Origin of the sequence: Kaistia sp. UC242_56 (assembly GCF_044452255.1) — a bacterium.
GTDB classification, from domain to species: domain Bacteria; phylum Pseudomonadota; class Alphaproteobacteria; order Rhizobiales; family Kaistiaceae; genus Kaistia; species Kaistia defluvii_A.
This window is the reverse complement of the sequence record NZ_JBIOAN010000002.1, coordinates 3006969-3033673: the sequence shown is the minus strand read 5'-3', so window position 1 is coordinate 3033673 and position 26705 is coordinate 3006969. Positions and strand designations below refer to the sequence as shown.

Annotated in this window: 23 protein-coding genes, 1 pseudogene and 1 riboswitch; of the genes and pseudogenes, 9 read left to right on the top strand and 15 right to left on the bottom strand. The window is 64.9% G+C overall.

Annotated elements, in window-relative coordinates; genetic code table 11:
- Nucleotides 1-82 precede the first annotated feature (82 nt).
- The 3 genes and pseudogenes from ACHMWQ_RS16930 to ACHMWQ_RS16920 form a co-directional block, all read right to left on the bottom strand.
- Complete coding sequence (locus ACHMWQ_RS16930) at nucleotides 83-2059, bottom strand: MacB family efflux pump subunit (protein WP_396308357.1); 1977 nt, start codon at nucleotides 2057-2059, stop codon at nucleotides 83-85.
- Between the two features lie 4 nt (nucleotides 2060-2063).
- Nucleotides 2064-3288 (bottom strand): annotated as a pseudogene (locus ACHMWQ_RS16925) (efflux RND transporter periplasmic adaptor subunit).
- A 111-nt stretch (nucleotides 3289-3399) separates the two neighbouring features.
- Nucleotides 3400-4878, bottom strand: a complete 1479-nt coding sequence (locus ACHMWQ_RS16920; protein ID WP_396309466.1) for an efflux transporter outer membrane subunit — start codon at nucleotides 4876-4878, stop codon at nucleotides 3400-3402.
- Between the two features lie 262 nt (nucleotides 4879-5140).
- Between ACHMWQ_RS16920 and ACHMWQ_RS16915 the strand changes: the two genes are divergently transcribed.
- Both ACHMWQ_RS16915 and metE read left to right on the top strand, forming a co-directional pair.
- Nucleotides 5141-5491, top strand: coding sequence for an ArsC family reductase (locus ACHMWQ_RS16915; RefSeq protein ID WP_396309465.1), 351 nt, complete (start codon nucleotides 5141-5143; stop codon nucleotides 5489-5491).
- A 62-nt stretch (nucleotides 5492-5553) separates the two neighbouring features.
- Nucleotides 5554-5771: riboswitch (cobalamin riboswitch) on the top strand.
- 105 nt (nucleotides 5772-5876) lie between these two features.
- Nucleotides 5877-8231, top strand: coding sequence for a 5-methyltetrahydropteroyltriglutamate--homocysteine S-methyltransferase (gene metE, locus ACHMWQ_RS16910; protein ID WP_396308356.1), 2355 nt, complete (start codon nucleotides 5877-5879; stop codon nucleotides 8229-8231).
- Nucleotides 8232-8325: 94 nt separating this feature from the next.
- On the opposite strand, the gene ACHMWQ_RS16905 is transcribed toward metE, so the two are convergent.
- A complete protein-coding gene (locus ACHMWQ_RS16905) occupies nucleotides 8326-10131 on the bottom strand; it encodes a heavy metal translocating P-type ATPase (RefSeq protein WP_396308355.1) in 1806 nt (601 codons plus the stop codon).
- Between ACHMWQ_RS16905 and ACHMWQ_RS16900 the strand changes: the two genes are divergently transcribed.
- Nucleotides 10131-10286, top strand: a complete 156-nt coding sequence (locus ACHMWQ_RS16900; RefSeq protein WP_396308354.1) for a hypothetical protein — start codon at nucleotides 10131-10133, stop codon at nucleotides 10284-10286. The genes ACHMWQ_RS16905 and ACHMWQ_RS16900 overlap by 1 nt on opposite strands.
- Before the next feature lie 8 nt (nucleotides 10287-10294).
- Here ACHMWQ_RS16900 and ACHMWQ_RS16895 read toward each other — a convergent pair whose 3' ends face one another.
- Nucleotides 10295-10660 carry a DUF488 domain-containing protein gene (locus ACHMWQ_RS16895; protein WP_396308353.1) on the bottom strand — a complete coding sequence of 122 codons (366 nt, stop codon included), beginning with the start codon at nucleotides 10658-10660 and terminating at the stop codon, nucleotides 10295-10297.
- Nucleotides 10661-10717: 57 nt separating this feature from the next.
- On the bottom strand, nucleotides 10718-11596 hold the full coding sequence (locus ACHMWQ_RS16890; protein ID WP_396308352.1) for an EamA family transporter: 879 nt from the start codon (nucleotides 11594-11596) through the stop codon (nucleotides 10718-10720).
- Between the two features lie 85 nt (nucleotides 11597-11681).
- Here ACHMWQ_RS16890 and ACHMWQ_RS16885 point away from each other — a divergent pair, with 85 nt between their 5' ends.
- Nucleotides 11682-12179, top strand: coding sequence for a MarR family winged helix-turn-helix transcriptional regulator (locus tag ACHMWQ_RS16885; RefSeq protein WP_396308351.1), 498 nt, complete (start codon nucleotides 11682-11684; stop codon nucleotides 12177-12179).
- On the opposite strand, the gene ACHMWQ_RS16880 is transcribed toward ACHMWQ_RS16885, so the two are convergent.
- The 3 genes from ACHMWQ_RS16880 to ACHMWQ_RS16870 all read right to left on the bottom strand — a co-directional run bounded on the left by ACHMWQ_RS16880 (nucleotide 12171) and on the right by ACHMWQ_RS16870 (nucleotide 15194).
- A complete protein-coding gene (locus tag ACHMWQ_RS16880; protein WP_396308350.1) occupies nucleotides 12171-12746 on the bottom strand; it encodes a methylated-DNA--[protein]-cysteine S-methyltransferase in 576 nt (191 codons plus the stop codon). The two genes, ACHMWQ_RS16885 and ACHMWQ_RS16880, sit on opposite strands and share 9 nt — an antisense overlap.
- Entirely contained in the window at nucleotides 12743-13858 is a 1116-nt protein-coding gene (gene ada / locus ACHMWQ_RS16875; RefSeq protein WP_396308349.1) for a bifunctional DNA-binding transcriptional regulator/O6-methylguanine-DNA methyltransferase Ada, read from the bottom strand. The genes ACHMWQ_RS16880 and ada overlap by 4 nt, the downstream gene beginning before the upstream one ends.
- 580 nt (nucleotides 13859-14438) lie before the next feature.
- Nucleotides 14439-15194 (bottom strand): SDR family NAD(P)-dependent oxidoreductase, encoded by a 756-nt coding sequence (locus ACHMWQ_RS16870; protein WP_396308348.1) that lies wholly within the window; start codon nucleotides 15192-15194, stop codon nucleotides 14439-14441.
- A 114-nt stretch (nucleotides 15195-15308) separates the two neighbouring features.
- On the opposite strand from ACHMWQ_RS16870, the gene ACHMWQ_RS16865 reads away from it, so the two are divergent.
- On the top strand, nucleotides 15309-16229 hold the full coding sequence (locus ACHMWQ_RS16865) for a LysR substrate-binding domain-containing protein (protein ID WP_396308347.1): 921 nt from the start codon (nucleotides 15309-15311) through the stop codon (nucleotides 16227-16229).
- 390 nt (nucleotides 16230-16619) lie between these two features.
- On the top strand, nucleotides 16620-17090 hold the full coding sequence (locus tag ACHMWQ_RS16860) for a histidine kinase (protein WP_396308346.1): 471 nt from the start codon (nucleotides 16620-16622) through the stop codon (nucleotides 17088-17090).
- Nucleotides 17091-17164: 74 nt separating this feature from the next.
- Here the strand turns inward: ACHMWQ_RS16860 and ACHMWQ_RS16855 are convergent, their stop codons facing one another.
- The 3 genes from ACHMWQ_RS16855 to ACHMWQ_RS16845 all read right to left on the bottom strand — a co-directional run bounded on the left by ACHMWQ_RS16855 (nucleotide 17165) and on the right by ACHMWQ_RS16845 (nucleotide 20677).
- A complete protein-coding gene (locus ACHMWQ_RS16855; protein WP_396308345.1) occupies nucleotides 17165-17716 on the bottom strand; it encodes a hypothetical protein in 552 nt (183 codons plus the stop codon).
- A 381-nt stretch (nucleotides 17717-18097) separates the two neighbouring features.
- Nucleotides 18098-18949: a polyphosphate kinase 2 gene (gene ppk2 / locus ACHMWQ_RS16850; RefSeq protein ID WP_396308344.1), complete on the bottom strand. Its 852-nt coding sequence runs from the start codon at nucleotides 18947-18949 to the stop codon at nucleotides 18098-18100.
- Between the two features lie 33 nt (nucleotides 18950-18982).
- A complete protein-coding gene (locus tag ACHMWQ_RS16845) occupies nucleotides 18983-20677 on the bottom strand; it encodes a SulP family inorganic anion transporter (protein WP_396308343.1) in 1695 nt (564 codons plus the stop codon).
- Nucleotides 20678-20947: 270 nt separating this feature from the next.
- Here ACHMWQ_RS16845 and ACHMWQ_RS16840 point away from each other — a divergent pair, with 270 nt between their 5' ends.
- From ACHMWQ_RS16840 to ACHMWQ_RS16830, 3 genes are all read left to right on the top strand, one after another.
- The gene (locus ACHMWQ_RS16840; RefSeq protein WP_396308342.1) at nucleotides 20948-21274 is read left to right on the top strand and encodes a hypothetical protein; all 327 of its coding nucleotides are present in this window, start codon (nucleotides 20948-20950) and stop codon (nucleotides 21272-21274) included.
- Between the two features lie 10 nt (nucleotides 21275-21284).
- On the top strand, nucleotides 21285-21800 hold the full coding sequence (locus ACHMWQ_RS16835) for a hypothetical protein (protein ID WP_396308341.1): 516 nt from the start codon (nucleotides 21285-21287) through the stop codon (nucleotides 21798-21800).
- A 113-nt stretch (nucleotides 21801-21913) separates the two neighbouring features.
- The gene (locus ACHMWQ_RS16830; protein WP_396308340.1) at nucleotides 21914-22168 is read left to right on the top strand and encodes a hypothetical protein; all 255 of its coding nucleotides are present in this window, start codon (nucleotides 21914-21916) and stop codon (nucleotides 22166-22168) included.
- An 89-nt stretch (nucleotides 22169-22257) separates the two neighbouring features.
- Here ACHMWQ_RS16830 and ACHMWQ_RS16825 read toward each other — a convergent pair whose 3' ends face one another.
- The 3 genes from ACHMWQ_RS16825 to pgm all read right to left on the bottom strand — a co-directional run bounded on the left by ACHMWQ_RS16825 (nucleotide 22258) and on the right by pgm (nucleotide 26624).
- Nucleotides 22258-23946 carry a hypothetical protein gene (locus ACHMWQ_RS16825; protein WP_396308339.1) on the bottom strand — a complete coding sequence of 563 codons (1689 nt, stop codon included), beginning with the start codon at nucleotides 23944-23946 and terminating at the stop codon, nucleotides 22258-22260.
- Entirely contained in the window at nucleotides 23885-24670 is a 786-nt protein-coding gene (locus tag ACHMWQ_RS16820) for a DUF4062 domain-containing protein (protein WP_396308338.1), read from the bottom strand. The genes ACHMWQ_RS16825 and ACHMWQ_RS16820 overlap by 62 nt, the downstream gene beginning before the upstream one ends.
- 298 nt (nucleotides 24671-24968) lie before the next feature.
- The gene (pgm, locus tag ACHMWQ_RS16815) at nucleotides 24969-26624 is read right to left on the bottom strand and encodes a phosphoglucomutase (alpha-D-glucose-1,6-bisphosphate-dependent) (protein WP_396308337.1); all 1656 of its coding nucleotides are present in this window, start codon (nucleotides 26622-26624) and stop codon (nucleotides 24969-24971) included.
- Nucleotides 26625-26705 lie beyond the last annotated feature (81 nt).

Genomic DNA, 26705 nt, shown 5'->3' with positions numbered 1-26705 from the left:
GGCCGCCCGGTGGTCCGGGCGGCGCGGTCACGTTCGATCGAAGCAAGTGTCGTACCAGCGCAGGAAGGCGCCGTTGCGCGCGCTATCCCTTGGCGAGCGCCACGACCGGATCAAGCCGGGAAGCGTTGCGGGCCGGCAGGTAGCCGAAGACCACGCCGATCAGGCTGGAGCAGAAGAAGGCGACGACGATCGAGGTGGTCGAGTAGATCAGGCTGAAATTGGAGCTGAAGGCGCTGAAAACGGCGCCGAAGCCGAGCGCCGTGCCGATACCGATCAGGCCGCCGATCAGGCAGACGAGGATCGCCTCGATCAGGAACTGCTGCAGGATGTCGCCCTGCCGCGCGCCGACGGCCATGCGCACGCCGATTTCCGAGACGCGTTCCGATACCGAGACCAACATGATGTTCATGACGCCGATCCCGCCGACGATCAGCGAGATGACCGCGATCGAGGCGACCAGCAGCGTCAGCGTCGCCGTCGTGGCGGTGATCGTCTGGCGGATGTCGTCGGTGTTGAGGATGAAGAAGTCCTTGGTGCCGTGTCGCTGGGTCAGGAACGTCGTGACGGCGGCCTCGGCAAGGTCGGTCGGGACGTCGTCGCTAACGCGGACCGTGATGCTGCGCAGCGAGGGGCTGCCGAGGAAGCGGGCCTGCACCGTGGTGTAGGGCAGGAACAGCGACAGATTCTGGCTTGAGCCGAAGCCGCCCTGCTGCGGCTTGGCGACGCCGACGATGCGGGCCGGCACCTGGCCGATCAGGATGACCTGGCCGACCGGGCTGCCGTTGAAGTCGGAAAACAGCGCCTTGCGGGTGTTCTCATCGATGACGACGTCCTGCGCCATCGTCCGCACGCTTCCCGCGTCGAAGAACTGGCCGGCCGCGAGCGTCGTGCCCTTCGCGGCGAAATACTGTTCGCTGACGCCATTGACGAGCGCGCTAGCCTCTTTGGAGCCGAAGCGCACCGAGCTGCTGGTGGAGACGGTGGGCGTCACCGCCGCGACATAGGGCTGCTTCGCCAGTTCGTTGGCGTCGGCCACGACCAGCGTCGTGATCTTGCCGGAGCGTATGTCGCCGAAATCCTTGCCCGCGAAGATCTCCAGCGTGTTGGTGCCGAGGCCTGAGATATTGGCGAGCACCTTCTGGCGCGAGCCTTCGCCGAGCGCGACCACGCTCACCACCGAGGCGATGCCGATGATGATGCCGAGCATGGTCAGGAAAGTGCGCAGCTTGTGGGCGCGCATTGACAAGAGCGCCATGCGCAGCGCCTCGCCGGCGCGGTCGAGGATGGAGGTCCAGCGGCGACCCTTGGACCTTGCGGGCGATGTGCCGCGATCGGAGGCCGGGGCAGGGATTTCCTTGGCCTTGCGCGTATCCGAGATGATGACGCCGTCGCTGATCTCGATGATGCGCTCGGCGCGGGCCGCGACCGCCATGTCGTGGGTGACGATGATGACCGTCTTGCCCTCGGCATGCAGTTCTTCGAGGATCTTCAGCACTTCCTCGCCGCTATGTCGGTCGAGCGCGCCGGTCGGCTCGTCGGCGAGGATCACGTTGGCGCCGTTCATCAGCGCGCGGGCGATCGAGACGCGCTGCTGCTGGCCGCCGGAAAGCTGGCCCGGGCGATGGTCGGTGCGGTCGGCCATGCCGAGCCGGCCGAGCAGGGCGGCGGCGCGAACCTGCCGGTCGTGCGGGGATTGGCCGGCATAGACGGCGGGGATCTCGACATTGCCGAGCGCCGTCAGTTCGGCCAGCAGGTGATAGCGCTGGAAGATGAAGCCGAAATGTTCGCGCCGCAGCGCCGCCAGTTCGTCCGGCTCCAGCAAGGAAGTCTCCCGGCCGGAGATGCGATAGCTGCCCGTCGTCGGCCGGTCGAGGCAGCCGAGAATGTTCATCAGCGTCGACTTGCCAGAGCCGGAGGCGCCGACGATGGCCACCATTTCGCCGGCGGCGATCGAGAGATCGACATCGCGCAGGACGGCGATCGTTTCCTCGCCGGAGGGAAACTCCCGCCGGAGACCGGTCAGCTTGATCAGTGGCTCCGTGGCCGAAGGGGCGTGCATCGGCTCAGAACCCCATGGGCGGGCCGCCCATCCGGCGTCCGCCCGGGGCGCGCGCCGCTGCCGATCCCTCACCCGTCACGACCTTGTCGCCCTTCTGCAGGCCGGAGCGGACCTCGGCGATCACCTTGTCGTTCAGGCCGATTTCGACCTTGCGGGGCGAAATCTTGTCGCCCTCGACCACCCGCACCGTGTAGCTGCCATCGGCATTCCGGGGTCCGAGCGCCACGGCCGGAACGATCAGGGCGTCGTCGGCACGGCCGAGCACGATGTGCACCTCCGCCGTCATGTAGGTGCGGAGCCGGCCATCCTCGTTCGGGACGTTGAAGATGCCATTGTAATAGATCGCGGACGACGTCGTGGAGGACGAACTCGTGGTGGCAGACGTGCTGAAGCTGCTGTCGTTGCGGATCGATTCCGGCGCCGGCTCGATCGAGGCGAGGGTCGCCTCGTAGCGCCGCTCGGGATCGCTCAGGATGGTGAAGTAGATCGGCTGGCCCGCCTTCACGCGGACGATGTCGGCCTCGGAGATTTCGGCACGAACCGTCATGACGTCGAGCTGGCCCATGATGACGATGGTCGGCGCCGACTGCGCGGCGTTGACCGTCTGGCCTTCCTGCGTGACGATGGAAAGTACGGTGCCGTCGATCGGCGCGGTGATCTGCGTGTAGCCGAGATTGGCCTCGGCGGTCGAAACTGCGACTTCCGACTCGATGATGCTGGCGTCGAGCGCTTCGATCTGGGCGCCTGTCGTCTTGACGTTGGCCTCGGCGGTCTCGAAATCGGCCTGCGAGACGGCCTTCTGCGCCAGCATGGACTTCTGCCGCGCCAGCGTCTGCTCGGCCAGCCGCAGCGAGGCTTCCTTCTCGACACGTTGGGCGCGGATGTTGGCAAGCGCGGCTTTGGCGGTGCGGAGTGCGTTTTCCTGCGTTACCGAGTTCGATCTCGGCGATCAGGTCGCCCTTCTTGACCTGCTGGCCCAACTCGACCTTGAGCGACGTGACCCGGCCGGATACCTGCGCGCCGACGGCGACCAGCTTCGACGGCTTCAGCGTGCCGGTCGCCAGAACCGTCTCCTCGACGGCGCCGGTCGAGACAAGCGCGGTCATCATCGGCGGTGCCTCGGGGCCCGTGAAACTGGACCGGAAGAAATAGCCGACGCCCGCCAGCACGATCAGCGCGACGATCATGAGGGGGATGCGGGACTTACGGCGCGGGGATTTCGGGCTCATGCGGACGGCTTTCGAACAGGCTGTGGGAGACCCCGGAACCGGGTGCGCGATCGATCGGCGCACGACGTCGGTTGGGCGGTGTCGTCGGAAAGGGACGTAGGGCGGCGTCTATCAGGGCCGGGCAAGGTGGGGTCCCGTCCGCTTGTCGACAATGACCGGCCGCGAACTGTCGATCGCGCCGTCCCAGCCGCCGCCCAGCGCCTTGTTGAGCGCGATATAGTCCGTAGCGATGGCGACCTGGCTCTCGATCCGCGCGTCCGACGCCGAATAGAGCGAGCGCTCGGCGGTCAGCACGTCGAGGAAACTCGACGAGCCCGCCTGGAACAGCGTGCTGGCGAGGCGGTTGGCCTCGGCATAGGAGCGCGCCGCAGAGGCGAGCTTGCCGGAACGGATGCGCTCCTGCGCCAGCGCGACGATGGCGTTTTCCACGTCTTCCAGCGCGGAGAGCACGGCCGCCTGATAGGCGATGAAGCTCTGGTCGCGCTGCGCCTGGGTCACCTCGACGGCGGCCTTCAACTGTCCGGCATTGAAGATCGGCACGGTCAGGCTCGGGCCGAAGGACCAACTGATCGACGAGCCCTTGCCGAGGTCGCCGAGTTTGGCGCCGCTGGTGCCGATGTTTCCGGTGAGGCTGGCGCTGGGATAGCGCGCCGCTTCCGCCTGGCCGATCTTCGCCGTGGCGCTGGCATATTGCGCTTCGGCAAGGCGGACGTCCGGCCGGGCCGTCAGCACATCGGCCGGGATGCCGGTCGGGATCGGCAGGCGAGGGGCGGGAACCGGCTTCGGCCCCTTCATGCGGTCGACGAGCGTGCTCGGCGCGCGACCGGTGAGGACGGAGAGCCGATGCACGGTTTCGGCATAGGCGGCTTCGAGCGACGGAATGCCGGCCTCGGTGCTGCTGGCCTGGCCCTCGGCGGTCGCGACATCGGCGGCCGTGGCGCCGCCGGCCTCGAACTTGTTGCGGGTGATTGCTGCCGTCTCCCGCTGCGAGGCGGCAGTGCGCTTGGCGAGCGCGATGCGTGCCTGGTAGCCACGCGCCGAGACATAGTTGGTCGCGACATCGCCGATCAGCGTCAGCAGCGTGGCGCGCAGCTCTTCCTCGGCCGCGTCCATGCCGTAGCGGGCCGCCTCGACCGCGCGCTTGTTGCCGCCGAACAGGTCGAGCTCCCAGCTGGCGTCGAGCCCGGCCTGGAACTGGTTCGAGACATAGCCGCCGCTCTTGCCGCGATCGGCGCCGGCCGAGCCGTTGGCGGAAGGAAACAGGGCGCCGACCGTCTGGCGGTAGCTGGCGCGCGCTTCGCGGATGCTCGCCTTGGCGCTGGCGACGTCGAGATTGCCGGCGACGGCTTCGTTGACCAGTTCGTCGAGCATGGGATCGCCCAGACGCCGCCACCATTGCGAGAGTTCCGGCGGCTTGGACGGCTTGGAGGCGGTGCCGCTGCCCCATTTCGTCGGCAGCGAAAGGTTGGGCTTCTGGTAGTCCGGTCCGACGACGACACAGCCACCCAGCGCCGTCGTCAGCGCGAGCAACAGCGCCAATCGGGGCAGGGACGTGCGACGGCGGAGCCCCCGGCCCTGTCCATCGGGCATCGAGCGCGGAGCGGCGGTCAGGCCGGCGGCCGGAAGCCTTTGAACAGTCAAGGGTGAATCCAGGTTAATGATAATGCAACCGAAGCTATATTCGGCGTGCCATCTGCAGGTCAATCGCACCGGACAGGGCGCATGGCCGCATGCCCTGGGTGACGGGGCTTTCTGGCACGCGGATGTGCCCGCGCCGCGCGCAGCCCGCTATGATCGGCGGAGGGAATCGGCGGCCTTTTGCGTCGCCGCTGAAATCGGCAGGAGAGACGGCGTGACGGTTACCATCTACGGCATCAAGAACTGCGACACGATGAAGAAAGCCCGGCAGTGGCTTGATACGAAAGGCGTTTCCTACGCGTTCCACGACTACAAGGCGACCGGCATCGACCGGGCCCACCTAGACTTCTGGGTCGGCGAGCTCGGCTGGGAAACCGTGCTGAATCGGGCCGGTACCACCTTCCGCAAGCTTGATGATGCGGAGAAGCAGGATCTCGACGCGGACAAGGCGATCGGCCTGATGCAGGCGCAGCCCTCGATGATCAAGCGCCCGATCCTCGATCTCGGCGACGGTCGCCTGCTGGCCGGCTTTAAGCCGGAAGCCTATGAGGCGGCCTTCCAATAGCCGTATCTCATGCGGATATAAGGATATCTTTATATCATACTTGACGAGCCACGGCGCTGCGCCTAGGAGTGTCGTGTCGTGGTTCCCTGGGCCGTTTGCGCGGCGCCAGGGCTAAGAGGGAATCCGGTGCGTCTCGTCCGAGGCAAGACCGGAGCTGCCCCCGCAACTGTGAGCGGCGAGCCCGGGTCCAATTCGTGTCACTGAAGCGATCGCTTCGGGAAGGCCGGACCGGGGCGGCGACCCGCGAGCCAGGAGACCTGCCGCGACATCATAACGTCCCTGGGCGGGGTGTCCCGGTGGTGCGCTTGCGCCCGCCGTTGTCCGACGCCGGGACCTCACGCATGCGTCCGCTCGGCCTTTGCCCCCAAACATTTGGGGTAAGCCGATGTCTTTCTCTTCTCTTCCCGTTGCCACGCTCGGTACGCCGCGGATCGGTCCGCGCCGCGAGCTCAAGACTTCGCTGGAAAGCTACTGGTCCGGCCAGTCGAACGCCGACGACCTGCTCGCCAGCGCCGCCGCGCTGCGTGCCGCCAATTGGGCGCGCCAGCATGCGCACGGCGTCACCATAATCCCCTCGAACGATTTCTCGCTCTACGACCATGTGCTCGATACCAGCGTCATGGTCGGCGCGATCCCGGAGATCTATGGCTGGACCGGCGGACCCGTACCGCTCGACACCTATTTCGCCATGGCGCGCGGCAGCCAGGGCGATGCCGGACATGCGGATTGCGGCCATTCTCACCGTGGCGCGGCCCTGGGCGTGCCGGCACTGGAAATGACGAAGTGGTTCGACACCAACTATCACTACATGGTGCCGGAATTCACGGCCGGTCAGCGCTTCAGCCTCGTTTCGACCAAGCCACTCGACGAATATCTGGAGGCGAAGGCGCTCGGCTATGAGACCCGACCGGTGCTGCTCGGACCGGTGAGCTATCTCAAGCTCGGCAAGAGCAAGGACGCCTCGCTCGATCCGCTGTCGTTGCTGCCCGGCCTGCTGCCGGTCTATGTCGAGATGCTGCGCCGGCTGGCGGCAAACGGCGCCGACTGGGTGCAGATCGACGAGCCCTGCCTGGTGCTCGATCTCGACGACAAGACGCGGCAGGCGCTTCGCGTCGCCTATGGCATGTTCGCCTATGCGCTGCCGAAGCTGAAACTGATGCTGACGCCCTATTTCGGTGCGCTCGGCGACAATCTCGATACGGCGCTCGAGCTGCCGGTGGCGGGCCTGCATCTGGATCTCGTCCGCGCCCCGGAGCAACTGGATTCCGTGCTGGCCAAGGCGCCGCGCGGGCTGGTGCTGTCGCTCGGCGTCATCGATGGCCGCAACATCTGGCGCGCCAATCTTGCCACCCTGCTCGACCGGCTAGAGCCGGTAGTCGCGCGCCGCGGCTTGGACCATATCCAGATCGCGTCTTCCTGCTCGCTGCTGCATGTGCCGATCGATCTGGAGCTCGAAGCGGAACTCGACGCCGAACTGAAGAGCTGGCTGGCCTTCTCGGTCCAGAAGATGGACGAGTTGGCGACGCTCGGACGCGCGCTTGCCGGAGGCCGGGAAAGCGTGACGCCGGAGATCGCCGCCTCGGTGCTGGCAGCCAGCACGCGCGCGTCGTCGCCCCGCGTGCATGATGCGGCGGTGGCTGCTCGTTCCGCCGCCGTCACGGCCGAGCACGCCCGCCGTACCAGCCCGTTTGCCGGGCGGCGCAAGCTGCAGCAGGCGGTGCTGGACCTGCCTTCCTTCCCGACGACGACGATCGGTTCGTTCCCGCAGACCTCAGAGGTGCGCAAGGCGCGCGCCGCGCATGCCAAGGGCGCACTGGACGAGGCTGCCTATGAGGCGTTCCTGCGGCAGGAGACGGAAGCCGCGATCCGCTGGCAGGAAGAGATCGGGCTCGACGTGCTGGTGCATGGCGAATTCGAACGCAACGACATGGTGCAGTATTTCGGCGAGCAGCTCTCCGGCTTCGCCTTCACCAAAGCGGGCTGGGTGCAGAGCTATGGCTCGCGCTATGTCCGTCCGCCGATCCTGTTCGGCGACGTCTCGCGGCCAAAGCCGATGACCGTCGCCTGGTGGGCCTATGCCCAGTCGGTCACGGACAAGCCGATGAAGGGCATGCTCACGGGGCCGGTGACGATCCTCAACTGGTCATTCGTGCGCGACGATGTTCCGCGCAGTGTCGCCTGCCGGCAGATCGCGCTCGCCATCCGCGACGAGGTGCTGGATCTCGAAAAAGCCGGCGCGCGGATGATCCAGATCGACGAGGCGGCGCTGCGCGAGGGGTTGCCGCTGCGGCGTGGCGAGTGGGGCTCCTATCTCGATTGGGCCGTGGAGAGCTTCCGGCTCTGCGCTTCCGGCGTCGCCGACCGGACGCAGATCCACACCCACATGTGCTACTCCGAGTTCAACGACATTCTCGATGCCATCGCGGCGATGGATGCCGACGTGATCTCGATCGAGACCTCGCGCTCGAAGATGGAACTGCTCGAAGCCTTTGTCGGCGACAATTACCCGAACGACATCGGCCCGGGCGTCTATGACATCCATTCGCCGCGCGTCCCGGCCGTGGCCGAAATGACCGACCTGCTCGGCAAGGCGGCCGAACGGCTCCGGGCCGGGCAGATCTGGGTCAATCCGGATTGCGGCCTGAAGACCCGCAAGTGGGAGGAGGTCCGTCCGGCGTTGATCAACATGGTCGCCGCCGCCCGGCAGCTACGCGCACGCTTCGCCGAAGCCGCCGAATAGCGTCTCCTTTCCAATCAGCCATGCCGGGGAGAGATCTCCGGCATGGCGAGGCCCTGGCGCCGACAAAAGCGAATCCGGTCAGAGCTTTGCGCGGTTATCCTCGCAGCGCTCGCAAGGCGTTCAGGATCACGGCGACGTCGATCGCCTCCTGCAGCAGCGCGCCCTGCAGCGGCGGCAGGTAGCCGAGCGCGGCGGCGATCATGGCAAGGATTGAGAGGCCCAGGCCGACGACCACGCTCTGCAGCGCAATCTTCGCCGAACGATGCGATATGCCGATCGCATCGGCCAGGCGGTCGAGCCGATCGACCAGCAGCACGACATCGGCGGATTCCGACGAAGCCGCCGCGCCGCGTGCGCCCATGGCGACGCCGACATCGGCGACGGCAAGAGCGGGCGCATCGTTGACGCCATCGCCGACCATCATGACGGGGCCGGCCGCGCGGGCGGCCAGCACGACATCGACCTTCGCCTGCGGTGACAGATCGGAGCGCAGTTCGTCGAGACGCAACTGGTCCACGATCGGTCGGGCGACCGCGGCGCGGTCGCCGGTGGCGAGCACGATGCGGTCGATGCCGGCCTTGCGTAGTCGATCGATGACCGATGCCGCATCGGTGCGGAGCGGGTCGGAAAGCACGAGAATGCCCGCCAGCGTGCCATCGACGACGACGTCGATCGTCGCCGTGCTGCTCGGGAAGCGCGGCGTCACCCGGTTAGGCGGGAGGGTGATGTGAGACTTGGCGAAGGCGCTGCCACCGACCGCGACCCGGCGGCCGTCCACGACGCCGGAAAGCCCCGCGCCGGCCATCTCGTCGACCTCGGTCGGCGTCGAAAGCTGAAGCGAGCGGGCGTGCGCCGCCTGGATCAGCGCCTGCGCCATGACATGGGTTGACGCCTGGTCGAGCGAGGCCGCCAGCCGCAGTACCTCATTGGCGTCGAAGGTCGGCGCGACCCAGGTGTCGGTCAGTTCCGCGTGGCCATGGGTCAGCGTTCCCGTCTTGTCGAGCACCGCGACGCGGGCGCGGCCCAGCGCTTCCAGAGCATCCCCGCCCTTGACCAGCACGCCCAGCTTGGCGGCGCGCGAAATGCCGGCGATGATCGCGACCGGAACGGCGAGGATCAGCGGGCAGGGTGTCGCCACCACCAGCACGGCGAGCGCCCGGATCGGATCGCCGCTCCAGATCCATGCGCCACCCGCCAGCAGCAGCGTCAGGGCGAGGAACCAGAGCGCATAGCGATCGGCCATCCGCACGGCCGGCGCCTTGGATTGCTGCGCCGCCTCGACGAGGCGGACGATGCCGGCATAGGCGCTTTCCGCCGCCGGTCGGGTCGCGATCAGATCGAAGGAAGAGCCGATCCCCATCATGCCGCTCAGCGCTTCGTCATCGGCCGAAAGCCGGACCGGCATGGATTCGCCCGTCAGGGCCGACGTGTCGATCTGGGCGCTTGTCGAGGCGATGCGGCCATCGACGGGCAGGACCTCGCCCTTGCGGATCAGCAGCCGGTCGCCCGGCTTGATCGAGTCGATGTCGACTTCGCGCAATCCGTCTTCCGTGTGCAGCATCGCGGTTCGCGCGACCCGGCCAAGCAGGGCCGTCATCTCCAATCGCGCGCGTCGCTCGGCGTAGTTCTCGAGAAACTGCCCGCCCGCATACATCAGCGCCACGACATTGGCGGCGAGCGGCTCGCGGAAGATCAGGGCCGCCGACATCGAAATCGCCGCGATGATGTCCAGCCCCGCATCACCCCGGCGGAGCGAGGTGACGATCTGGACCAGCAGGCTGAGAAGGACGGGGAGGGTGGCGAAGCCCCAGACAAACGATGCCGAACCCCGGCCGCCGATGAAATAGAGCATCAGTCCGGCCGCGAGTCCCGCCAAGCGCGGCCGCCAGGAGCGCGACATTGCTGGACCAGATCGGCCTGCGCTTTTGCGGCATGGGTAGCGAGATCCCCCAGAGGGTGTGCGTGGGCGGCGATGGCAAAGACGAAGGGCGCGGTTCCGATAATGCCGCGCCGCGTGCGACACCAGCGCATTTTGTCATGGCTGTCGATGGGTGACGGTGGAACTAGCTTGCGCCAGGCGCCGAATTCCCGGATTGCAGCACTTCCCTCAGCACGACCGCCTGATTCTGCGCCTCATCCTTGGCCCCGTAGAGCAGCGTGGTGACCCGGCCGGCGCATTTTTCCCGCAGCGCGGACACAGCCGCGGGATTGGCGGCTAGTTCCTGGCGGTAGCGGACGATGAATTCGTCCCAATTGGCCGCCTCGTGATGAAACCACTGGCGCAGTTCGGTCGAGGGCGCGACATCGCGCGCCCAGAGATCGACGGCGGCGCGTTCCTTGGAGACGCCGCGCGGCCAGAGCCGGTCGACGAGCACCCGGAAGCCATCTTCCGGACTGGCGGGCTCGTAGATGCGCTTCAGCTGAATCATGCCGCGATCATCCGACGAAGCCGGTTTCTCGTCCAGACCCGAGCCTCGCGCCCGATTTCAACCCTTGGCCGGGGCGAGCGTCTTGGGCGGTGCCTGCTGCGCCCGCTGGCCAAACCAGATGCTGCCGAGCACGGCGACCATGCCGAGCCACTGCGCGGCGCTCAGCGTCTGGTCAAGCCACCACCAGCCGAGGATGACGGCCGTCAGCGGGCTCAGGAAGCCGAGCGGCGATACCGTCGCGGGACCGAGCCTCTCAATGCCGCGGAACCACAGCGTATAGGTCATCGCCGCGCCGATGAGGCCGAGATAGACGAAGCCGACAATGTTGGCGCCTGTGAGCGGGGGGAGCGCTGGCTCCAGCCAATAGGCGAGCGGCAGCAGCAGGATGCCGCCGGCGGTCAGCTGCCAGGCGGTGAAGGTGAGGGGCGATACCGGCGGTTGCCAGCGCCGCGTCAGCACGGTGCCGCAGGCCATGGAGAGCGCCCCGGCGAGGCCCGCCGCGACACCCACGGGATCGAGGCTCGCCTGCGGCGTCAGGATCAGCAGCGCGACGCCGCCAATGCCCACGATCGCCGCCAGGATGGCCGCGACGCGCACCGCCGTGCCGAGGAGAGCCCGCGCCAGCAGAATCACCACCAGCGGTTGGATCGCGCCGACCGTCGCCGCGACGCCGCCCGGCAGTCGGTAGGCCGAGACGAACAGCATCGCCCAGAAGATCGAGAAATTGAGCGCCCCCAGCACCAGCACCCGTCCCCACCAGACGCCATGCGGCAGCTTGCGGACCGCCAGCAAGAGCAGGATTCCCGCCGGCAGGGCGCGCAGCACGGACACCGTCAGCGGGTAGCCGGCGGGCAGCAGCTCCGTCGTCACCAGATAGGTGCTGCCCCAAATCGCCGGGGCGATCGCCGTCAGCAGGAGGTCGAGATTGCGGTGCATGGCGCGCGCCTCGGTGATTTATCTTGACATCAAGATACCGGGATATGTCTTGACGTCAAGATATCTTCGATGGGACGATGCGGGCATGGACGCTGTCGACGAAATCCTGGCGCAATGGAACCGCGAGCGGCCCGATCTCGATGTCGGGTCGATGGGGCTGATCGGCCGTCTTGGCCGGATCGCGCACTTCCTGACGCGGGAGATGGACAAGACCTTCGCCGAATATGGCCTGACCGGCGCGAGTTTCGACGTGCTGGCGACGCTGCGCCGCTCCGGCGCGCCCTTCAGCCTTTCGCCGGGCGACCTGCTTTCGACGATGATGATCACCTCGGGCACGCTGACCAACCGGATCGACCAGCTCGAAAAAGCCGGCTTGGTGGCGCGTTCGCACAACCCCGATGACCGCCGAAGTGTTAGCGTCCTGTTAACCCCGAAAGGCCTCGCGACGATCGAAGCGGCGGTGACGGCGCATGTCGCGACGCAGAAGCGGCTGATCGCGCTGCTGTCGCCCGACGAGCAGGCGGCGCTCGACCCCTTGCTGAGAAGTTTCCTCGTGGGCATCGCCGGACGCGCGTCAGGCTGAAGCCGTGTGCCGGGCCTCGTGGTCGAGCAGCCACCGCTTGCGCGCCGTCCCACCGCTATAGCCGGTCAGGGCGCCATCGGCCCCGACCAGCCGGTGGCAGGGGATGACGACGCAGAACGGATTGGCGCCATTGGCGTGGCCGACCGCCCGCGCCGATTGCGGCCGCCCCAGCCGTTCCGCCAGTAGGCCATAGTTGAGCGGGGCGCCGGGCGGGATGGTGCGTAGCGCCTGCCAGACCGTTTGCTGGAACGAGGTGCCGCCGGATCGGACCGCGATCGCATCCAGGGCGGCGAGGGCGCCGGCGAAATAATCCCGCAGGCTCGCGGCGATGGGAGCCGGGACCGCTTCCCGAGTCAGCGCGTAGCCGCCCCGACCCAGCCGGCGATCGAGCAGCCGCGCCAGCCGATCTTCGCAATCGGCGAAATCCGCCGCGCGCAGAAAACCCTCTCTGTCGGCGACCAGCAGCATGTCGCCGATCGGCGTCGGGATGACCTCGAGCGACAGGCGGATCGCGCCGCCGCTTGCAGCAATCGTCCCGAAGCCGGCCGGGCGCGGGTCGGCGTTCATCCGCGCGCTTCCTTGTCCAGCAGCGCCCGCTTGCGCTCGACGCCCCAGCGATAGCCCGACAGCGCGCCGTCATTCCGCACGACACGGTGGCAGGGGATCGCCACTGCGATGGCGTTGGCGGCGCAGGCGCCGGCCACCGCCCGCACCGCCTTGGGCGCGCCGATGCGGCGGGCAATGTCGGCATAGCTCGCGGTCTCGCCGGGCGGGATCTCCCGCAGCGCCTGCCAGACCCGCTGCTGGAAGGCAGTGCCGCGCACGTCGAGGGGCAGGTCGAGCCCGAGTTTCGGCGCCTCGACGAAGCCGACCACCTGCGCCACCAGCCTTTCGAATTCGGCGTCGCCGCCGATCAGCTCGGCCTTCGGAAACCGGTCCTGCAGCTCGCGCGCCAGCGCCTCGGGGTCGTCGCCCAGCGTGATGGCGCAGATACCCCTGGAACTGCGGGCGACCAGGATGGCGCCGAGCGAAGATTGCCCAATCGCGAAGTGGATTCGCGTGTCGGCGCCGCCGGCCCGGAACGCCGTCGGCGTCATGCCGAGCACGGCGTTCGAGGTCGCATAGAAGCGGCCGCTCGACTGGAAGCCGGCATCATAAATCGCCTCGGTGACGCTGCCGGCGCCGCCCGCCAGCTGGTTTCGCGCCCGCGAGGCGCGGTGTGCCGCCGCATAGGCCTTAGGCGTCACCCCGGTCACCGCCTTGAAGATGCGGTGAAAATGGAAAGGGCTAAGGGCGACCGCGCCGGCGAGCTTGGCGAGCGACGGCTCCGTCTCGGCCTCCTCGAGGATCCGGCAGGCGCTGGCCACGATTTCGGCATGCTGCTCGGCCAGCGAGGCGGCGTTGGGCGTGCAGCGCCGGCAGGCGCGGAAGCCTGCCGCCTCCGCGTCCTCGCAGGCGTCGAAGAAGCGGACATTCTCCGGCCTGGCGTGGCGGGAAGGGCAGGAGGGCCGGCAATAGATTCCGGTGGTGCGGACCGCGAAAACGAACGCGCCATCGAAGGCGCGATCGCGCGCCACCACCGCCTGCCAGCGCGGATCGCGCTCGACCGGCGCAAGCGCATCAGCGGGCGCGAGGGTGCTGGCGGGGGCAGGGGCGTCTGGGTGCAGGGCGTGGGCCATGGGCATCATCCTTCGCATGGATCATGCCCCCTAGGTAGGCCCCGGAGCTCCCGCGCGCACTCCGGCCCTTGCTTTTGAATTCTTTGGGGGAAGCGAGGAGCTTGGGCCCTGTCCCCTGGCTTCGCGCTCCCTTTCCGGCAGTCTTCGCCAATTGCACTTTTCCTCAACGGTTGCCGTTGGCGCTCTGAGCCAGAATGGCCGAGTAGGGGTGGTTTGCGGACCGTCAGCTGTCGGACACGTGAGCGTCAAAGCCGACGTCCTCCACACCGGAGCCGCCGCGTGCCGTGCGCCGCAGTGCCTGCGGCGGCTGCCCGAATGCGCGGAGGAACGCGCGCCGCATCCGGTTGCGGTCCGCCATTTCCGGGTCGATGACGACCCCGCGGGGGCGTTGCGAGGGAGGCTCGGCCGGGACGTCAGCGACCCGCTATGGCCAGCCAAGTTCGGCAGCGCGAAGCCTACAGTGGATCGACGCTCATGATCCTCGTCGGGCCCCGCTTCTCTCTGTGTCATTGCCGGGCTTGACCCGGCAATGAGGGCAAAACGTCGCTCCGGACCTGACAAGGGCACTTGGCCCGTTCTGTCAGACTTGCGCCTGACCACCGTCGACGAAGAACTCGACGCCGTTCACGAAGCTCGCCTCATTCGAAGCGAGGAAAAGAACGGCCCTTGCAATCTCCTCGGGATCACCGACACGCCCGAGCGGGATCCGCGAGCCCAGGAAATTGAGAAGCTCCGTTTGCTTTTCAGCATCTTCACCGGCGAGACTGACGAGACCCGGCGTGCGCGTCGCGCCGGGGCTGACGACGTTGACGCGAATGCGGCGCTCCTTGAGGTCGAGGATCCAGTTGCGGGCGAAGTTGCGCACCGCCGCCTTGCTTGCGGAGTAAACACTGAAGGCTGGCGTTCCTTCGCTGCCGGCAGTCGAACCTGTCAGCACGATGGCGCCGCCGTCCTTCAACAGTGGCAAGGCCTTCTGGACAGTAAAGAGCGTGCCCTTCACGTTGGTGTCGAAGGTGGAGTCAAAATGCTCTTCGGTAATCGCGCCCAGCGGGGCAAACTCGCCGCCACCTGCATTCGCGAAGACGACATCGATCTGCGCGTGGTGCTGCTGCACGGTGTCATAGAGTCGATCGATGTCCGCAAAGTTTGCCATATCGCCCCGTACACCTGTCACCCGACCGCCGATCGCCTTGACCGCCGCGTCCAGCACATCCTGGCGGCGCCCGGTGATGAAGACCGATGCACCCTCTTGCGAGAAGGCCTTGGCAGCCGCGAGACCGATGCCGCTCGTCGCGCCCGTTACCACTACGACTTTGTTCTGGAACCTGTTCGCCATCTTCGTTCTCCATCTCTCGGCGACCTGCTCGCCGTTGCCACGAGAGATGAGCCATCAACGATGATGCTTATAGACGGCAGATGTGGCACATAGCGTTCCATTGGAGGAACGATCATGCGCCACGACCTCAACGACTATGTCTACTTCGCTGAAGTGGTTGCCCATGGCGGGTTTGCAGCTGCTGGCCGGGCGTTACGGGAGCCTAAGTCGAAACTCAGCCGGCGGATCTCAGGGTTGGAGGTCCGCCTCGGCGTGCGCCTGATCGAGCGGTCCAGCCGACGCTTCCGGGTCACCGAAGTGGGACAGACCTTCTACGAGCGCTGCCGAGCCATGATGCTGGAGGCGGAGCGGGCAGAAGCGCTCGTCGCGGAGGCACAAGCCGAGCCGCATGGGCGCATCCGCATGAGCTGTCCGCTGAATCTGGCAAAGAGAGTATCCGCTATCGCCGGCGACTTCCTTGCACAATTCCCGAAGGTCCAACTACAACTGGTCGTAACAGACAGAGCCATCGATCTTATCGAAGAGCGTATCGACTTGGCGTTGCGCGTCCGTCGCGAACTGACAAGCGACGCTTCCCTCACCATGCGCTCACTTGGCCGCTCACGCTGGATCCTCGTCGCCAGCCCGCAGGTGGCAAGCCAGTTGGGTGCTGACATCGCCGCTCTCGCCTCTATGGCAACGCTCAGCACGAGCGATGCTGAAGGGGAGATCACATGGACGCTGGAGCGTGACGACGGGGCAACTCATGTGCTGCGCCACGAGCCACGCATGACCTGCGCCGACTACGCAGTCCTCTGCGACGCAGCCGCGAGTGGACTGGGAGTCGCTTTCCTGCCTGACCACGCCTGCGCGGCGCAGGTGGCCGCCGGCAAGCTGGTTCGCGTCTTTCGGGATTGGCGAAGCGAGGACGGTATTGTCCATCTCGTCTTCACAACACGCCGCGGCCTGCCTCCAGCCGTTCGCGCTCTCATAGACCATATGGCGAGAAAGTTCCCCGACCTGCAAGCTCGGGAGGTACCGCAGGCGCTGGGGTGATGGATGAACGTCTGCTTTCGGGATCAGTCGTTAAGAGCGCGAACGGCCAAGATGGCGTCGGTGTCTGCCGCTCCACTGCAAAGCAATGTGGCTGCCTCGCTTTCCTCGTCCGAGACGCACTTTACTAAAATCGCCTCCAAAGCCGGTCTTCGGTCCCAATGCGTTGTGAAATCGGGCATCCGTCGAGCGCCGCTCTCTCCCGCTGAAACCTTCCCATGCGGAAGGTGGCGTCGTATAATGGGGACGTAGGACAGGAACCATGCCGCAGCGCGCTTTCCAGCGGCATTTCCGTTGCCGTTACGATGCCTGCGACGGCCTGCCAGAGGGGACAAGGGCTAGCCAAACGCACCCGCGCACTTCTTTCGCCGGCAAATTTTTCAGGAGGAAGACATGGCCGAAATCAAGGACGTCGATGTCAATGCGCCGCCGCCGAGTGCCGAGTCGTTGCGGAAGGCCATTCTCGAAGAGCGGATGAAGGAGGTCGCCAAGGAGCAGGCGCATCGGTCGTCGCAGAACGAGGCGCTCAACCAGTTCACCGAAAGCTTCCTGCGCGACCAGGTCAGCGACGAGGAGATCGCCAGCGTGCGCCGAGTGGCGATGAACGCGGTCAAGAACGGCAAGTACGAGGCGATGGTCTACACCTTCCCCTCCGTGCTCTGCACCGATAGCGGGCGGGCGATCAACAGCGCCGACCCGGACTGGCCCGAGACGCTACAGGGCAAGGCCCGGCAGTTCTATGAACGCTATCTCCAATACGCCAAGCCGCAGGGTTTCCGGCTCAGCGCCATGATCATCAATTTTCCAAACGGCATGCCCGGGGATGTCGGCTTCTTCCTGAGCTGGAAGAGCGAGGTCCAGTAGGGCGACCCGCCGGGAGCGGGCCATGGAGAGGCGGAGGACAACCGCCTCCCCGAATGGACCCAGGGCGGGCGGCCTTACTTGGAAGCGGCCTTGGCGCGCGAGGTGCGGGCGATGCTTTCCGCGAAAAGAGGCGTCTCGCGGCTGTTGTGGTCGCCGCCCGCGGCCTGGCGCGCGGCTGCGGCCTGCTCGAAGGTCTGGCCGTGTTCCGCGATGAAGGTCATGAACACGTCCGTCGGGTGGCAGGTGACCTTGTTGGTGTAGCGGGTGCGGTTACCCTCGATCGGCTCGGCGATCAGTTCCCAGATGACATTGACCTGCGTCCGTCCGCCGGTGGGAGGGAAGACGTCGGAGATCGAGTTCATGCGGCAATAGGACGGCGTCGCCTCGTCGGCGACATAGTGCTGGACGACCAGGCTGGTGCCGATCATCTCGACATTGATCGACATCTTGCGGCCATCGTCGGTGGAGGTGGTGCCGGCGGCGATATGATCCGGCGGGCAGCAACGCTGATACTCGGCCTCGGGCAGATTGAAGAGCCAGTCGGCAATGTCGATCTGGTCGAAGGGAATGTCGAGTTCGTGGCTGAAGGCGGACTGCGAGAGCATCTTGTCGGTCAGAATTTGCATGGTCTATTCCCTTCCTGCTGTTCGATATCGCGGCCGGGACCGGCGGGAAATTCCGACGGCGCCTCGTTGGCGATGGCTGCCGAGCCCGGTGCGTTGGCTCGAGGGGAAATCTGACAGCCGGCGGGCTTCGCGGAAATTATACACGCAGGGCCAGGCACTTATCCTTTGGTATAGACGCCCCTGGTGAGCCCGGGAGCCGGGCCTGAGGTCGGCCTTTGGAGAGCCGGTGGCTCGCGTGCAACGAGGCGGCGCAGGCGCATTCCCGCCGCCGAGGCCGGGCCGTCGGCGCGCATGCCTTTGGGCCGGATGCACGCGTCCCGCCCGGACGCGGGCACGCTCCGGCGTGCTCGAACCGGCATCCCGCTGACGTGAAAAAGAAGTTCAGCCGAGAATGTCCGGGACGATGTTGCGCGGGGCAGGGTCCTCGGTGAAATCGGACGGGCGCTTCTGCCGCTTGCCGAATTTCGGGATGTCGAAGGGCACGTGCTCGTAGGGAATCTGGCTCAATATGTGGGCGATGCAGTTGATCCGCGCGCGCTTCTTGTCGTTGGACGGCACGATCCACCAGGGCGCGTGGCGCGTATCGGTGGCGCTGATCATCTCGTCATAGGCGCGGCTATATTCCCACCAGCGATTGTAGGATTCGATATCCATCGGGCTCAGTTTCCATTGCCGCAGCGGGTCCTTGACGCGCTGGCGGAAGCGGCGCTCCTGCTCTTCCTCGGAGACATCAAGGAAATATTTGAGCAGGGTGATGCCGCTCTCGATCATGGCGGCCTCGAAGCGCGGCGTCAGTTCGAGGAAGCGGCGGGCCTTCTCCTCGCTGCAGAAGCCCATGACGCGCTCGACGCCGGGGCGGTTGTACCAGGAGCGGTCGAAGATCACGACCTCGCCGCCGGCCGGCAGATGCTGGACATAGCGCTGCATGTAGATCTGGGTCTTCTCGCGGTCGTTCGGCGCGGGCAGAGCGACGACGCGGAAGACCCTGGGGCTCACCCGCTCGGTGAGGCGCTTGATCACGCCGCCCTTGCCGGCCGCGTCGCGCCCCTCGAAGATGATGACGATGCGGGCGCCGGACTTTTTCACCCAGGACTGGAGATGGGCGAGTTCCACCTGCAGCCGCGCCAGCTCGCTGGCATAGCTCCTGCCCTGGCCGTCCGGCGCTGCCTCGGCGACGACCGATCCCGAGCCATGCGGGGCTGATGCCTGCTTGGCCTTCTTGTCCTTGCTCATTCCCACCTCCTGCTGCGCACAGTCATGGAGCGATCAGTGCCTCGCCTCGAACGCCTGATACGCGTCTTCGAGGATGTCGAAGATCATGTCGGCGCCGACGATGTCGATGATGCCGGCGCGCTCGAGCATATCGCGCGCCTCGGCGTGCAAATCGGCGATGCCGAGGCGGATGTCGCGCTGGCGAAGTTCCTCGCAGACCTCGCCGAGCATCTCCGCCGCCGAGCTGTCGATCTGCGCGATGGCGCTGGCGTCGAGCACCAGCCAGCGCGTGCCCTCCGGCAGTCCCTCGGCGATGGCGCGCAGGCGCGTCGCGATATAATCGGTGTTGAAGAACAGCAGGCTGCCCTGGATCAGGCACACCGCGAAACCGGGCACGGCGCGCGCCTCCGGGCTCCGGTGCAGCTTGTAGAAACCCTCGTGATCGGCGATCCGGCCGAGCATGGCGTCGCGCGGGAACATCAGCTTGCGCAGCACATAGGCGAGCGTCGCGCCGATGGCGATGACCACGCCGTTGAGCACGCCGAGGCCGATTGGCCCCCACATCGCGATCAGCGCGAACGCGAACTCCATCGGGCTGATGCGCCAGATCTGCCGCATGGCGCCGATGTCGATCATGTTGAGCGCCGTGGCGGCAAGGATGGCGCCCAGCGCCGGGATCGGGATGATGCGCAGCGCCGGGCCCAGGAACAGCAGCGTCGCCACCAGCGTCAGCGCGGCGACCAGGCTGGTCAGCTGCGAGCGGCCGCCGACCGCGAGGTTGACGGCGGTGCGCGAATCCGACGCCGAGACGGGGAAGGCGCCGAACAGGCCGGCGGCGAGGTTGGCGGCGCCGAAGCCGATCAGCTCGCGGTTCGGATCGACCGTCTCGCCGGAGCGGGCGCCGAAGCTGCGCGCGGTGATGATGCCGGCGCCGTAGCTCACCAGGAAGATCGCCGCCGAGCCCAGCGCCAGCGTCTGCAGCGGCAGGCCGGCGAGGCGGGGCAGGGCGAGGTGCGGCAGGCCGGCGGGAATGTCACCGACGATGGCGATGCCGCGCGCCTCGAAGCCGAACACCGCCGAAAGCAGCACCGACAGCACCACCACCAGCACCGGCCCCGGCACGGGAAACTTGGTGATCCGCACGATCTGCAGCAGCGCGAACATGGCCAGCGCCAGGATCAGCGACGGCCAATGGATCAGATTGGCCTTGCGCAGCAGGTCGATCAACGGCCGCAGCAGGCCCTCGGAATCGACCTTGACCCCGGTGACGCGGCTGATCTGGCCGATCAGGATCGAGAACGAGATGCCGATGAAGAAGCCGGTCAGGATCGGCCGCGACAGGAAACTCGCCAGCACGCCGAGCCGGAACAGCCGGGCGAGCAGGCAGAGCAGCCCGACGCCGAGCGCCAGCATCGCCGCGATCGCCACCCGCTCGCCCCCGCCGACATCCGGCACGCTGGCGGTGACGGCAGCGAGCGTCGCCGCCAGCACGGTCATGGTCGCGGCGTCAGGCCCGACGATCAGGTTTCTGGACGGGCCGAACAGCGCATAGGCGGCGAGCGGCGCGATGCTCGCATAAAGCCCGGTCTGCGGCGGCAGGCCGGCAATGGCGGGATAGGCGATGGCGCTGGGCAGGCCGACGGCCGCGACCGCGAGCCCGGCCGAGAGGTCACGCGTCAGCCAGGCCGGCTGGTAGCCGGCAAGGCCCGCGGGCATGCGAAGCGGAAAGGTCCACCGGCCGGAGTGCATGTTGACCACCTGCGCCGGCCTTCGCCTGAAAACCGGCCTCCCTCGCCATGCGATGCAGTCCATCCACCACGGCGCCGAGCATACACCGGATGACCCAAGGGAAACAGGTGGCGCGGCGGGTGCCTCCCGCGCCGGTTGAAGGCGGACGCGCCGTGCCGCATCCCCCGCGGAGCGGCCGCCTCCCATCTCCGGTTGCGAATGCGCGGCGCGTCAATTGACCGGCGCGGGGCGGGCCTGTTCAATGCAACCGGGAGTGCACAGGGGACTGCCATGCAAAGATTGATTCGAAGACTGGCCGCCGTCGCGGTGCTGGCGCCGGCCTTGCTGGTCTCGGCCGGCCAACCCGGCCAGGCGCGGGATGGCCGCAACACCGCCGCCATCCTGGGCGGCATCGCCGGCGTCGCCGTGGGCGCGGCGATCGCCGACAGCGCCAACCGCAACCGTGAGATCTATGGTGCGCCGCCGCCGCCCGCCTATCGCCCGCCGGCGCCGTTCTCGCCCGCCGGCGGCATCATCTGCTATCCCGAACAGCGCGCCTGCTACAACAACGGCGGCGCCTATAGTGGCAACTGGACCTGGCGCGTTTATGGCCGCTGAGGGGAACACCATGCTCGCACATAGCTTCCGGCCCGCCCGCGCGATCCGCGCAGCCCTCGCCGCTACCGCGATCGCCGCCCTTTTCGCCGCCGCCCCCGCCTGGGCGCAGACGGCGAACATCGCCCCGGAACCGCCGGCCGGCGCCACCGCGCCCGCGCCCGACGCCGACAATGACCGCGCCGACGCGGCCTGGGCCGATTTCCTGGAGACGGAAGGCGCCATCCTCGCCGATGCCCAGTTCGCGGCGCTGAACAACCTCGCCTTCCAGGCAGCCGCCGTCCGCGTTTGCGACGGCCACGGCCTCGCCAAGGAAACGTTCGGCAAGGCGATCGGCGACGTGATTGCCAGCGGCGACAAGGAACTGACCGACGAGCAGGCCGAGGAACGCAAGACCGCCATCCTCGTCGCCTTCGGCGCCCGATACGGCCTGTTCATCGCCGAAGCCCATGGCGACAAAACAGACTTCTGCGCCGCCGCCGCCAAGCTGAAGGCCGAGCCGGACGGCACGCCGGTGTTTCTGGAGTAGGCTTTTGTCCCGGGGCGGCACTTCGGTGCCGCTTCGTTTCAACGATCGGGTTTAGGTAACGGAGAATTCCGATCTGGCCCGCAGCGTCGAACAGCCTCGCCGTCCAGGCGGCGGTGCGCATCTGCGAAGGCGGCGGCCTCGTCAGGAGAGCGTTCGGCAAGGCGATCGGCGACTTGATTGCCAGCGGTGACAAAGAGCTTTCGGACGAGGACGCCGAGGCGCGCAAGACGGCGATCTTCGGCGCCCGCTACCGCCTGTTCTATCACTGCGGCCCGTGGCGACAAGGCCAACTTTTGCGCCGCCGCCTTCTTCTGTTGCCAAATTCTGTTACTGCACAAAGAGCGATAGCTCTCTGCGTCCCTAACTAAACTGCTTGGCGCTGACAGCCAATTAGCCTGACAGGGCGCCATGTAGTTGTACGGTTTAGCAAAGCCGAGGATAGGGTCTTTGAGGGTGGCTATGATAACGCAAGCTCTCTCTGTGCCGCGTGATAGGATGTTACTTTGTCACTGTTGGCGCCAAGATCAAGCCAGAATACGGCATTGTAGAAATATCTCTCACCTCTGTTTGTATACTCATCCATGATGATTTCTATGCGTTTCTTTGTGAGGCATGATACGGCTTTGAGGGCGATGCATTTCCTCACGCCATCGGATGAAGATCGTAACCATGTCACGATCTGGTTGTTATCAAGGGAACGAAAAGTCTTTTGAGGCAGCTCGCGGATTACAGCGCTTCTCAACCCTTCTGGCATCTCCATTGCGAGCAGATCACCTACTCGCTCGCGCCCCAATGCGACGACGGCTTTGGCAGAAGCTTCATACTCCTCCCTTTGGGCGAAATAGGTCAGTATCGACAGCCCTCTCTTGTTAACGTTTTGAACAAGGACAACTACACGGCTGACATCATCCCAGTTTCCAAATTTCTTTAGATAATTAAGCAATTCTTCTGAATAGTATAAAGAGTTCTCGTCGATTTTTTTTCTGATAAGGGTGAGGTGCTTTTTGACATTTTTCGAACATAGGAGTGAGATAGCCTTCTGAAGCATTCTTCCGCGAACAAATTCATCCAGTCTTGCCTCAGAGGTCGATACCTCGGTTATTTGTGTCTTTAGTCTTTTGTTTTTGATAAAACTGACGAAGTTGTCTTCAATATTGTCGATAAATTCCTTTTCCATTTGCTTGAAATACTTGTCGTAGAGGGCGAACGATATATCGTGACTATACAGACCTTCGCCGTCAACTCGCCCTCTTAATTCGGAGAGGCTCCGCTGACAGAGTATCTCGTGCTTATAATTCTCAAATTCGTCCTCACCGGGAAAGTCTCTACTTTCTGAAAAGGCGAGACCAGCCTGTTTCTGGGGCTTCACGACTATCGCGCGTGCATCGGAGAGTGAGAACTCCAATAGCTTTCGCGATAGTGCCCTAGCCGCTAGCCCTCTAGTCTCTGGGTCAATGCTTTGAGCAAGAGCTTTGGCATCATCAACATCGATCGCGTTCCGACGGAGTAACTCTATTGCTACCATCCGGCGAAAGACAGTTGACCTATTTGTCAGGCACTTTCTGAGGAGGTTTGTCTCCAGGACTGGCGGAGCGGCGAGAAGTTTCACCGCGAGGCTAGCAGGGACCTCAGCGTCCTCGCGGCTTGAGATAAACGTGAGTGCATCATAAATGCTGTTTCGTGCGAGGATAGTTGCCTTTGCAAATACAGCTGCGCGGGAAACGTCCGTAGCCGATGCATCAAGAAGCTTGTCAATTTGACCTATGTCCGCGGACGAGCCACAGGAAGAAAGGTAACTGAGAGCTGCTACGACTAGATCGTTTTCTGCTTGAAGCCATACATTGATAAATCTCTTGCTTCCTCTTGGAGGTATGCGCTCCGAAGGGGGCCCGTCGATAAGGGTAAGTGCCAAAAACGCGTTCTTGCGTTGGCTTGAGCTGCCAACCAGCGTCCGAAACTCCAACTCATCCTGAGGGTCGTTTGTCTTTTTGAATAGCCAATGCCACAGGGGAGCATTCTGCGAACTGAAGTGTTCAAGTCCTGCGTTCATCAGTCCGATGACCTCCCTCTTTGTGAGGGCAGTGCTATTCCTCAAATTGAGGTACATAAGATTCGAAGTCGTGTGGTCCAAGTGTTTGGTTGTCATTCTGGGACTGCTGTAGAGTGGTTGCTAGAAGGCGGAATCTGGCAGCCTCCGTTGGACTAAACTCGAATTCGGTCTCCTTTGACGGCCTTGCCATCAGCTCAATAACAAAGTCCTGCGCAGCGGGAGAGAATAGTAGTCCGCTTGCCGTGGGTGGCTCGACCGGCTTCTTGAAATCTAAGGATACAACTTTAGATTTTTCTTCACGTTGTGTGTCAATATCTTCGGATATTTGATTTTGAAGAAATAGAGAAATTATTGATCGGAAGTGATGCTCGAACTCGCGGATATCTTCGAAGGTTTGGTAAACGCCATCATAACCTTCTGTGAAACGTTTTTTAAATGCGAGCACGCTTTCAAGCTGAGGACCTGCATCTCGGGAGTCTTCGTCGCTGATTGTCTTGAAGAGCAGCGAGATATTCGGCTTTCCCGTTTCTTTGAATCGGGCAACGGAGCGTTCGTACTCTTCCTCAAATCCTGAAGAATAGGCTCCTCCTTGCGGCCCTGGAGGGCTTCCCCATCTTTTCCATACTGCACCGACGAAAAAGTTGCACTGATCGAGGTCGCGGTTGATTATTTCCTGCGCCCTACCATGCTGTGCAATTGTGCTTTCCCAGCCAACTAGTTCGAACTGATAGCCTTGAATGTTTGCGTGATTCTCGTTTTCTTCTTCAACAATTCTCTTGGCGGATTTTCTTTCCTCGGTCAGATCGCCAGGCGATGCCAAGAATACTTTTATTATTGATCGGTTTATTGACATTCTTTCGGCACATGTTGTTGAATTGATGTCGTACTGTATTGCGATCTGGATTTGTCTGCTACTATGGTTGGATTAAGTAGGATCTAAAATATGTAAAGTTCGCGGCGGCTTTGTACTCGCAATGCTCCGGCAACAATCTCTGCGAGGTTCCTTACCGATATTGAGACAATGTATCGCAAAAAGTTCGGGTGACCCTAGAACTAGGCGTTCGAGGCATTGATATCCAAGCGTATTCGAAGCCAGCTTCTCATCTGACGCCCACTACTCACCCCGCCGCAAACACCTTCGCCACCACGGCCCTTGCGTCCGTCTGGATCTGGGCCAGGTGGTCGGCGCTTAAAAAGCTTTCGGCGTAGATCTTGTAGACTTCTTCCGTGCCGGAGGGGCGGGCGGCGAACCAGCCGTTTTCGGTCACCACCTTGATGCCGCCGATCGAGGCGTCGTTGCCCGGTGCGCGGGTGAGGCGGGCCGTCACCGGCTCGCCGGCAAGCTCCGCCGCGTCGATCTTGGACGGGTCGAGCTTTCCAAGGATCGCCTTCTGCTCCACCGTCGCCGGGGCGTCGATGCGCGCGTAATAGGATTTGCCGAGATCCGACGTGACCGACTGGTAGAGCTGGTTGGGGTCCTGGCCGGTGGTGGCGGTGATCTCGGCCGCCAGCAGGCCCATGATCAGGCCGTCCTTGTCGGTGGTCCAGACCGAGCCGTCGCGGCGCAGGAACGAGGCGCCGGCGCTTTCCTCGCCGCCAAAGGCGAGCGAGCCGTCGATCATCCCGGCGCTGAACCATTTGAAGCCGACCGGCACCTCGACCAGCTTGCGGCCCATCTTGGCGACGACGCGATCGATCATGCCGCTGGAGACGGCCGTCTTGCCAAAGGCGCTCGCTTCGTTCCATTCCGGCCGGTGGCGGCAGAGATAGGCGATCGAGGCGGCGAGGAACTGGTTGGGGTTCATCAGCCCGCCCGAGGGCGTGACGATGCCGTGGCGGTCGGCGTCGGTGTCGTTGGCGAAGGCGATGTCGAATTTTTCGGCGAGCGCGATCAGCGGCGCCATGGCGTAGGGCGAGGAGCAGTCCATGCGGATCTTGCCGTCCCAGTCCGCCGTCATGAAGGCGAAGGTCGGGTCGACGATGTCGTTGACGACGGTGGCGTCGAGCTTGAAGCGCTCGATCATCGGCTCCCAGTAGCGCACCGCCGCGCCGCCGAGCGGATCGATGCCTATCTTCACGCCGGCCGCGCGAATGGCTTCCATGTCGATGACGGAGGCGAGATCGGCGACATAGGGGGTGATGTAATCGTACGGGCGGATGCAGGCTTCCTTGCGGGCGCGGGCGAAGGGCATGCGCTTCACGCCCGCGAGTTTTGTCGCCAGGAACTCGTTGGCCGCCTTGCCGATCCAACCGGTGACGTCGACATCGGCCGGGCCGCCATTGGTCGGGTTGTACTTGAAGCCGCCATCATCGGGCGGATTGTGCGACGGGCTGATCACGATGCCGTCGGCGAGGCCTTCGGTGCGGCCTTTGTTGTAGGTGAGGATGGCATGCGAGATGACGGGCGTGGGCGTATAGCCGAGATGCTCGTCGACCATGGTCTCGACGCCATTGGCGGCCAGCACCTCGATCGCCGAGGTGAGGGCGGCTTCGGAGAGGGCGTGGGTGTCCATGCCGATGAAGAGCGGGCCGGTGATGCCGGCTTGGCTCCGATAGAGGCAGACGGCCTGGGTGATCGCCAGGATGTGCCATTCGTTGAAAGCGCTAGCGAAGGCCGAGCCGCGATGGCCGGACGTGCCGAACGCCACCTTCTGGGTCGCGATCGCCGGGTCCGGCGTCAGCGCGAAATAGGCGGTCATCAACCGCGGAATGTTGGTGAGGGCCGAACGGGGAACCGGCTTGCCGGCGAGAGGATGGAGCGTTGCTTCCGACATATTGTTTTCTCTGCGATTCCACACGATCGGGAGAGGATCATGATCGGCGGCGCGGGCGCGGGCAACCACCGTTTTCGGGTT